The organism is [Clostridium] clostridioforme AGR2157, assembly GCF_000424325.1.
In the GTDB taxonomy this organism is placed as follows: Bacteria; Bacillota; Clostridia; order Lachnospirales; family Lachnospiraceae; genus Enterocloster; species Enterocloster clostridioformis_A.
Genome location: NZ_AUJR01000028.1, coordinates 70,046 through 76,500, shown reverse-complemented (window position 1 = coordinate 76,500; position 6,455 = coordinate 70,046). Strand labels below are relative to the sequence as shown.

At 47.9% G+C, this 6,455-nt stretch carries 4 protein-coding genes; 1 reads left to right on the top strand and 3 read right to left on the bottom strand.

Annotated elements, in window-relative coordinates; all coding sequences use genetic code 11:
* Positions 1 to 402 precede the first annotated feature (402 nt).
* The 3 genes from ppdK to G614_RS0112920 form a co-directional block, all read right to left on the bottom strand.
* A complete protein-coding gene (gene ppdK, locus G614_RS0112930; protein WP_027642280.1) occupies positions 403 to 3,033 on the bottom strand; it encodes a pyruvate, phosphate dikinase in 2,631 nt (876 codons plus the stop codon).
* 344 nt (positions 3,034 to 3,377) lie between these two features.
* Positions 3,378 to 4,067, bottom strand: a complete 690-nt coding sequence (locus tag G614_RS0112925; protein WP_002567780.1) for a response regulator transcription factor — start codon at positions 4,065 to 4,067, stop codon at positions 3,378 to 3,380.
* Complete coding sequence (locus tag G614_RS0112920; RefSeq protein WP_027642279.1) at positions 4,039 to 5,559, bottom strand: sensor histidine kinase; 1,521 nt, start codon at positions 5,557 to 5,559, stop codon at positions 4,039 to 4,041. The genes G614_RS0112925 and G614_RS0112920 overlap by 29 nt, the downstream gene beginning before the upstream one ends.
* A 266-nt stretch (positions 5,560 to 5,825) precedes the next feature.
* Here G614_RS0112920 and G614_RS0112915 point away from each other — a divergent pair, with 266 nt between their 5' ends.
* Positions 5,826 to 6,455, top strand: coding sequence for a CDP-alcohol phosphatidyltransferase family protein (locus G614_RS0112915; RefSeq protein WP_027642278.1), 630 nt, complete (start codon positions 5,826 to 5,828; stop codon positions 6,453 to 6,455).

The window sequence follows — 6,455 nt, the reverse complement described above, 5'->3', positions numbered from 1 at the left end:
AGCTTTACTCCGTGACAGCGAATGTTTTATCGCCACTTTCACGTCCGTGAGACCTCCCCGGGTACTCACACGTTCTTTCCCACTTATACCTGCCCCGTTTACTGCTGGCGTTCCGTGCAGTTATTGGACTTTAGTTTGTTAGGCAACCTCATCCACGCTTCACAGCCTATCCGGACAACTTTTACAGGCCAGTGGTTTGCCTCCGGCTTCCTTCAGACCCCACCTCACGATGACGCCCTTGCCATTGGCTGCACCCTTCCCACTGCCGGGCGGGTCAGGGACTTTCACCCGTTAGAACGTGCGCCCGCCGGGCGCACCCAAAAAGACGAGTCATTTGATAAAATATCAAATAACTCGTCTATATTACTTCACTATATCAAGCAAATGCCCTTTGCCGATTGCTTATTTATTATTCAGCGCTGCCTGTGCTGCTGCCAGACGTGCAATCGGAACACGGAATGGTGAGCAGGATACATAGTTCAGTCCAATCTTGTGGCAGAACTCCACGGATGAAGGATCTCCGCCGTGCTCGCCGCAGATACCGCACTTAAGGTCTGCCCTTGTGGAACGTCCCTTCTCAACAGCCATCTTAACCAGCTGTCCAACACCTTCCTGATCCAGTCTTGCAAATGGGTCAGACTCGTAAATCTTAACCTTGTAGTAGGAATCCAGGAACTTGCCGGCATCATCACGTGAAAAGCCGAAGGTCATCTGTGTAAGGTCATTGGTTCCGAATGAGAAGAAGTCTGCCTCTTCTGCAACCTTGTCAGCAGTCAGGGCTGCTCTCGGAATCTCAATCATGGTACCAATGTGGTATTGGATATCGGAGTTCATCTCCTTCTTAACCAGTTCAGCAGTCTCAACCACTACGTCCTTGACGTACTTAAGCTCTTTCTTCTCGCCAACTAATGGAATCATAATCTCAGGAACAATGTCATATCCGCACTCTTCCTTAACCTCGATTGCAGCTTCCATGACAGCCCTTGTCTGCATCTTAGCGATTTCCGGATAAGTAACAGCCAGACGGCATCCACGGTGACCCATCATTGGGTTGAACTCATGGAGTTCAGCACACTTGGCGTTAACAGCCTCAACTGTCATTCCCATATCATCAGCCAGAGCCTTGATGTCCTCCGGATCGGTGGGAACAAACTCATGCAGAGGCGGATCCAGGTAACGAATGGTCATAGGTCTTCCCTCCAGAGCCTTGTACATGGCCTTGAAGTCGCCCTTCTGGAATGGAATCAGCTCGTTTAATGCTTCTTCTCTCTGCTCAACTGTCTCGGACAGAATCATCTTACGAATCTTCGGAATTCTCTCTGCTTCAAAGAACATATGCTCTGTACGGCAGAGACCGATACCCTCGGCGCCCAGCTTAACTGCGTTCAGGGTATCTGCAGGGGTATCTGCGTTGGTGCGTACACGCAGGGTTCTGAACTGGTCAGCCCACTCCATGATGCGCTCAAAGTTACCGCTTACAGTAGCTTCCTGTGTAGCGATATCGCCCTTGTAGATCTTTCCTGTAGAACCATCCAGGGAAATGTAATCCCCCTCATGGAATGTATGTCCGCCAAGTTCAAATACCTTAGCCTCTTCGTCAATCTTAATCTCGCCGCAGCCAGATACACAGCAGGTTCCCATGCCACGTGCAACAACTGCTGCATGGCTGGTCATACCGCCGCGGACAGTCAGGATACCCTGTGCTGCGTGCATGCCCTCAATATCCTCTGGGGATGTCTCCAGACGAACCAGGATAACTCTCTCGCCTCTGCCGCCCTTGCCGGCATCCTTAGCCTCGTCAGCTGTAAAGTACACCTTGCCGGCTGCAGCGCCAGGAGATGCAGGAAGCGCGCTTCCGATTACTTCGCCGGCCTTCAGTGCTTCCGGAACAAAGGTAGGATGCAGCAGCTGGTCTAAGGACTTAGCCTCAATTCTGCATACAGCCTCTTCCGGGGTAATCATGCCTTCATCTACTAAATCGCAGGCAATCTGAATGGCTGCCGGAGCAGTCCTCTTGCCGTTACGTGTCTGTAAGAAGTACAGCTTGCCTTCCTCAATGGTAAACTCCATATCCTGCATATCGCGGAAATGGTTCTCCAGCTTAATAGCCAGATCCATAAATTCCTTATAGCACTCCGGAAGGTCCTCTGCCAGTTTGGAGATTGGCTGTGGTGTACGGACACCTGCAACCACGTCCTCGCCCTGTGCGTTAATCAGGTACTCGCCGTAGATTCCCTTTGCACCGGTGGATGGGTTACGAGTAAACGCAACACCTGTACCGGAGGTCTCGCCCTTATTTCCGAATACCATGGTCTGAACGTTAACAGCAGTTCCCCAGTCGCCAGGGATATCGTTCATACGGCGGTATACGATGGCACGTGGGTTGTCCCAGGAACGGAACACAGCCTTAACAGCGCCCATCAGCTGTTCGGTAGGATTCTGCGGGAATTCCTCGCCATTCATGGCATCCTTGTAAACAGCCTTGAATTTTGCTGCCAGCTCTTTTAAATCATCAGCAGTCAGGTCTGTATCAAAATGTACGCCCTTTGCTTCTTTCATCTCATCGATGATTTTCTCGAAGTAGGACTTTGGAACTTCCATAACAACGTCAGAATACATCTGGATGAATCTGCGGTAGGAATCGTAAGCAAATCTTGGGTTGCCGGTCTTCTTTGCAAATCCCTCGACTGCAACGTCGTTTAATCCCAGGTTCAGGATTGTATCCATCATACCAGGCATGGATGCGCGTGCGCCGGAACGTACGGAAACCAGTAACGGATCCTCTGTATCGCCGAACTTCTTGCCATTGATGCCTTCCAGCCAGGTAATTGCCTCAAAAATCTGGTCCTGAATTTCCTGTGAAATCTGCTTGCCACAGTTATAATATTCGGTACAAGCCTCTGTTGTAACAGTAAATCCCTGTGGAATGGGCATTCCCAGGTTTGTCATCTCTGCTAAGTTGCAGCCCTTGCCGCCAAGAAGGTTTCTCATTGCCGCACTGCCTTCATGGAACTTATAAACCCATTTTGCCATAAGTTAATTCCTCCTCATGTTCTTGTAGACTGGCATTCTACGCTCTGTTTTATGCCTTTCATTCTGAACGGAACAAATATACATGTCTTGTCCGTCCACCTCGTTCATTATATCACAAAGATTTCGCGAGTAAAGAGTTTTTTCGTGAAAATTTGTTAAATTTTAAGGTAAAATCGCTGTAAGTACTTTCATTTTCTGTCATTTTCACATATCCGTTGTTTAGTCGTATATACGAACCGCCTACAAGTTTTCAGATTCAAGGCAAATGGTTTAACAGCCGGACTGAAACCATAAATACAGCCCGAAAAGAAATCCCGTGTACTGGATCCCGTGTAATGTCAATATCACACCTTAAAACGGTACCCGACACCCCATATCGTTTCGATATACTGCGGTTTGGCCGTGTTAAACTCTATCTTCTCTCGAATCTTCTTAATATGAACCGTTACAGTGGCAATGTCCCCAATGGACTCCATATCCCATATCTTGCTGAACAGCTCCTCTTTGGTAAACACATGGTTAGGGTTCTGGGCAAGGAAGGTCAGAAGGTCAAATTCCTTTGTGGTAAAGGTTTTCTCCTCCCCGTTGACCCACACGCGCCGGGCTGTCTTATCAATCTTCAGACCGCGGATTTCAATCAGCTCGTTGGCCGGCTGTCCGCTGCCAATGAGGCGCTCATACCTGGCCATGTGCGCCTTCACCCTGGCCACCATCTCGCTTGGGCTGAATGGCTTGGTGATATAATCGTCTGCTCCCAGTCCCAGCCCGCGGATTTTGTCAATGTCCTCTTTTTTGGCTGAAACCATGATGATGGGCGTGTTCTTTACTTCCCGCACTCTTTTACATATCTCAAATCCATCTGTGCCGGGCAGCATCAGATCCAGAATCAAAAGATCATAGTCTTCCTTCAGCGCCTTATCCAGACCGGAACTTCCGTCATTTTCAATCTCTACCTCAAAGCCGGACAACTCAAGATAATCCTTCTCTAGCTCTGCTATGCTCTCCTCATCTTCCACGATTAGAATCTTGCTCATCCTGTAAAACCTCCTGATATTTTCTTAGAACAAAATGAATCTCCGTTCCGATTCCTTCCTTGCTGGTGGCCCATATACGTCCCCCGTGGTCCTCCACAATCTTGCGCACGATGGATAAACCTATACCGCTTCCTCCCTGAGCTGAATTGCGGGAGGAATCCGTGCGGTAGAACCGGTCAAAAATATTGGGCAGGTCCTTTGCTGCTATACCTTTGCCATTATCCTCTATTTCAACCTGGATAAAATCACCTACGTCCTTTATCCTAATATTGATAATTCCCTTTTTCTTATCCAGATATTTCACGGAATTACTGATGATATTATTGATGACACGCTTCATCTGCTCTGCATCGGCAATGATGACCACGTCTTCATCTACATAATTGAAATATCCCAGCTCAATCCCCCTGGCTTCCATATCCAGGCCAACCTCCTCCACACAGTCCCGGAAATACTGGGCGACGTTAATCTTGCTGAAGGTATAGGGAATCTTATTGGTATCGATTTTGGAATAAAAGGTCAGCTCGTCAATCAGCCTGTCCATATCATTAGACTTATTGTATATGGTACGGATGTATCTGTCCAGCTTTTCCGGCGAAGACGCCACACCGTCCAGTATGCCTTCCACATATCCCTTGATAGCCGTAATCGGTGTTTTCAAATCGTGGGAAATATTGCTGATCAGTTCCTTATTATCCTTGTCATACTGTATCTTGTCTTCCGCGTTCTCCTTCAGCCGGATACGCATCTCCTCAAAATCCTGGCACAGCTGGCCTATCTCATCATCCGCGTCCACATCCAGTGTGAAATCCAGGTTTCCGTCACGAATCTTCTTCGTGGCCTCCTGAAGCTTGTTCAGCGGACTGAGAATGGACCGGTATACCCAGAATGTCAGCACAATGCCCGCAAACACCAGAATGGTGATACCCAATATAAGCATCTCTCTAATCATGGATTTTACTTCCGGTATCAGGTCATCTACATTGGAAATAATAAAGGCGCTTCCTTCCTGGCCGTCGGGAAAGGTGAAATCCATCTGCTTAATCAGGTGCTGGCTCTCGCCGTCCAGATAAATGCCGCCCTGTAAATCGTCCTTCATCATATCAAACCGAGGCAGCTGCGCGCATATGGCCTCCCCTGCGGCTTCATTGCTGTCACCGCAGTATAGGATGGTATCACCTTTTCGCACGATCAGATATGCATAGTGGCTTTTCAGTTCAGCGTTGACCTTATCCAGATATGATAAATCGTTGTAGAGACCCGGATCATTGTTAAGTGTCTTTCTGATATCCTCCTGGGAGCGCTTGGTAATGCGGTTAAATATCTGCATGGAATTGCCTGAGAACAGGTCCACCTGCTCCGTAAGTCCGTATTCCTTGGTGAAAGACCTGGTCTGATAATTGCTGAGTGCAAGGACCAGCAGATAAAACAGCAGCATGGGAACGATGGTTATGGTTAAAAACGCCACCGCAAGACGGGTCCTCAGTTTCATAAGCCCCATCCTCCTTTGTCATGTTACGGTCTGACATTATGAGTACTGCATCGTATAAGCTTAATATACGATGCAGTACTCGCTTCCGTCCGAAAACAAAGACAATCTGTCATCCGTTATTGCTAGTATATCACAATAACTAATATTCGTTTATAAAAGGTTTCTAAATTTTATGAATAAAAGTCCTGTTTTTCCTTGTTTCCTCGCGGATTTCTGATATAATGATAATATTGTCCTTACAAAGTAAGGACCAAAAGGACCAAAGATTGGGGTTATATTTTATGATAGGATTTTACAGCTACACGGTCGTATTGACATATTTTGGACTGGCTTTTGCAGCCATGGGCATGATTCTCACCTTCCAGGGTTTTGCAAAATACGCTTTATTCTGTCTTGCGTTCTCCGGTCTGTGCGACATGTTCGACGGCAAGGTGGCCCGTCTGAAAAAGGACCGCACTGAAGATGAAAAACGCTTCGGAATCCAGATTGATTCTCTCTGTGATGTGGTCTGTTTTGGGGCTTTTCCTATGATACTGTGCTATTCCATCGGCATGAGGGGACCGGCAGGCATCTCCATCCTGGTATTCTATCTTATTGCAGGTGTTATCCGCCTGGCATTTTTTAATGTCATGGAAGAAAAGCGGCAGGAAGAGACAGATGAAGCCCGCAAGTACTACCAGGGACTTCCCATCACCTCCATAGCCATTATTCTGCCCCTGTTCTGTACCCTGCGCCCCCTGCTGGGCCACAGGTTCCTGTCAGAGCTTCACATCTGCATCCTCACAGTGGGGCTGCTGTTTATCATTAACTTCCCGCTGCGCAAACCCGGATGGAAAATGCTGACCCTACTGGTCGCCATTGTATCCTGTGCGCTGATTAAGATATATTTCTTCTGA

Coding starts and splice junctions, on each gene's coding strand:
- G614_RS0112925 (WP_002567780.1), bottom strand. CDS start 4,067: ATGAGCAAGATTCTAATCGTGGAAGATGAGGAGAGCATAGCAGAGCTA.
- G614_RS0112920 (WP_027642279.1), bottom strand. CDS start 5,559: ATGAAACTGAGGACCCGTCTTGCGGTGGCGTTTTTAACCATAACCATC.
- ppdK (WP_027642280.1), bottom strand. CDS start 3,033: ATGGCAAAATGGGTTTATAAGTTCCATGAAGGCAGTGCGGCAATGAGA.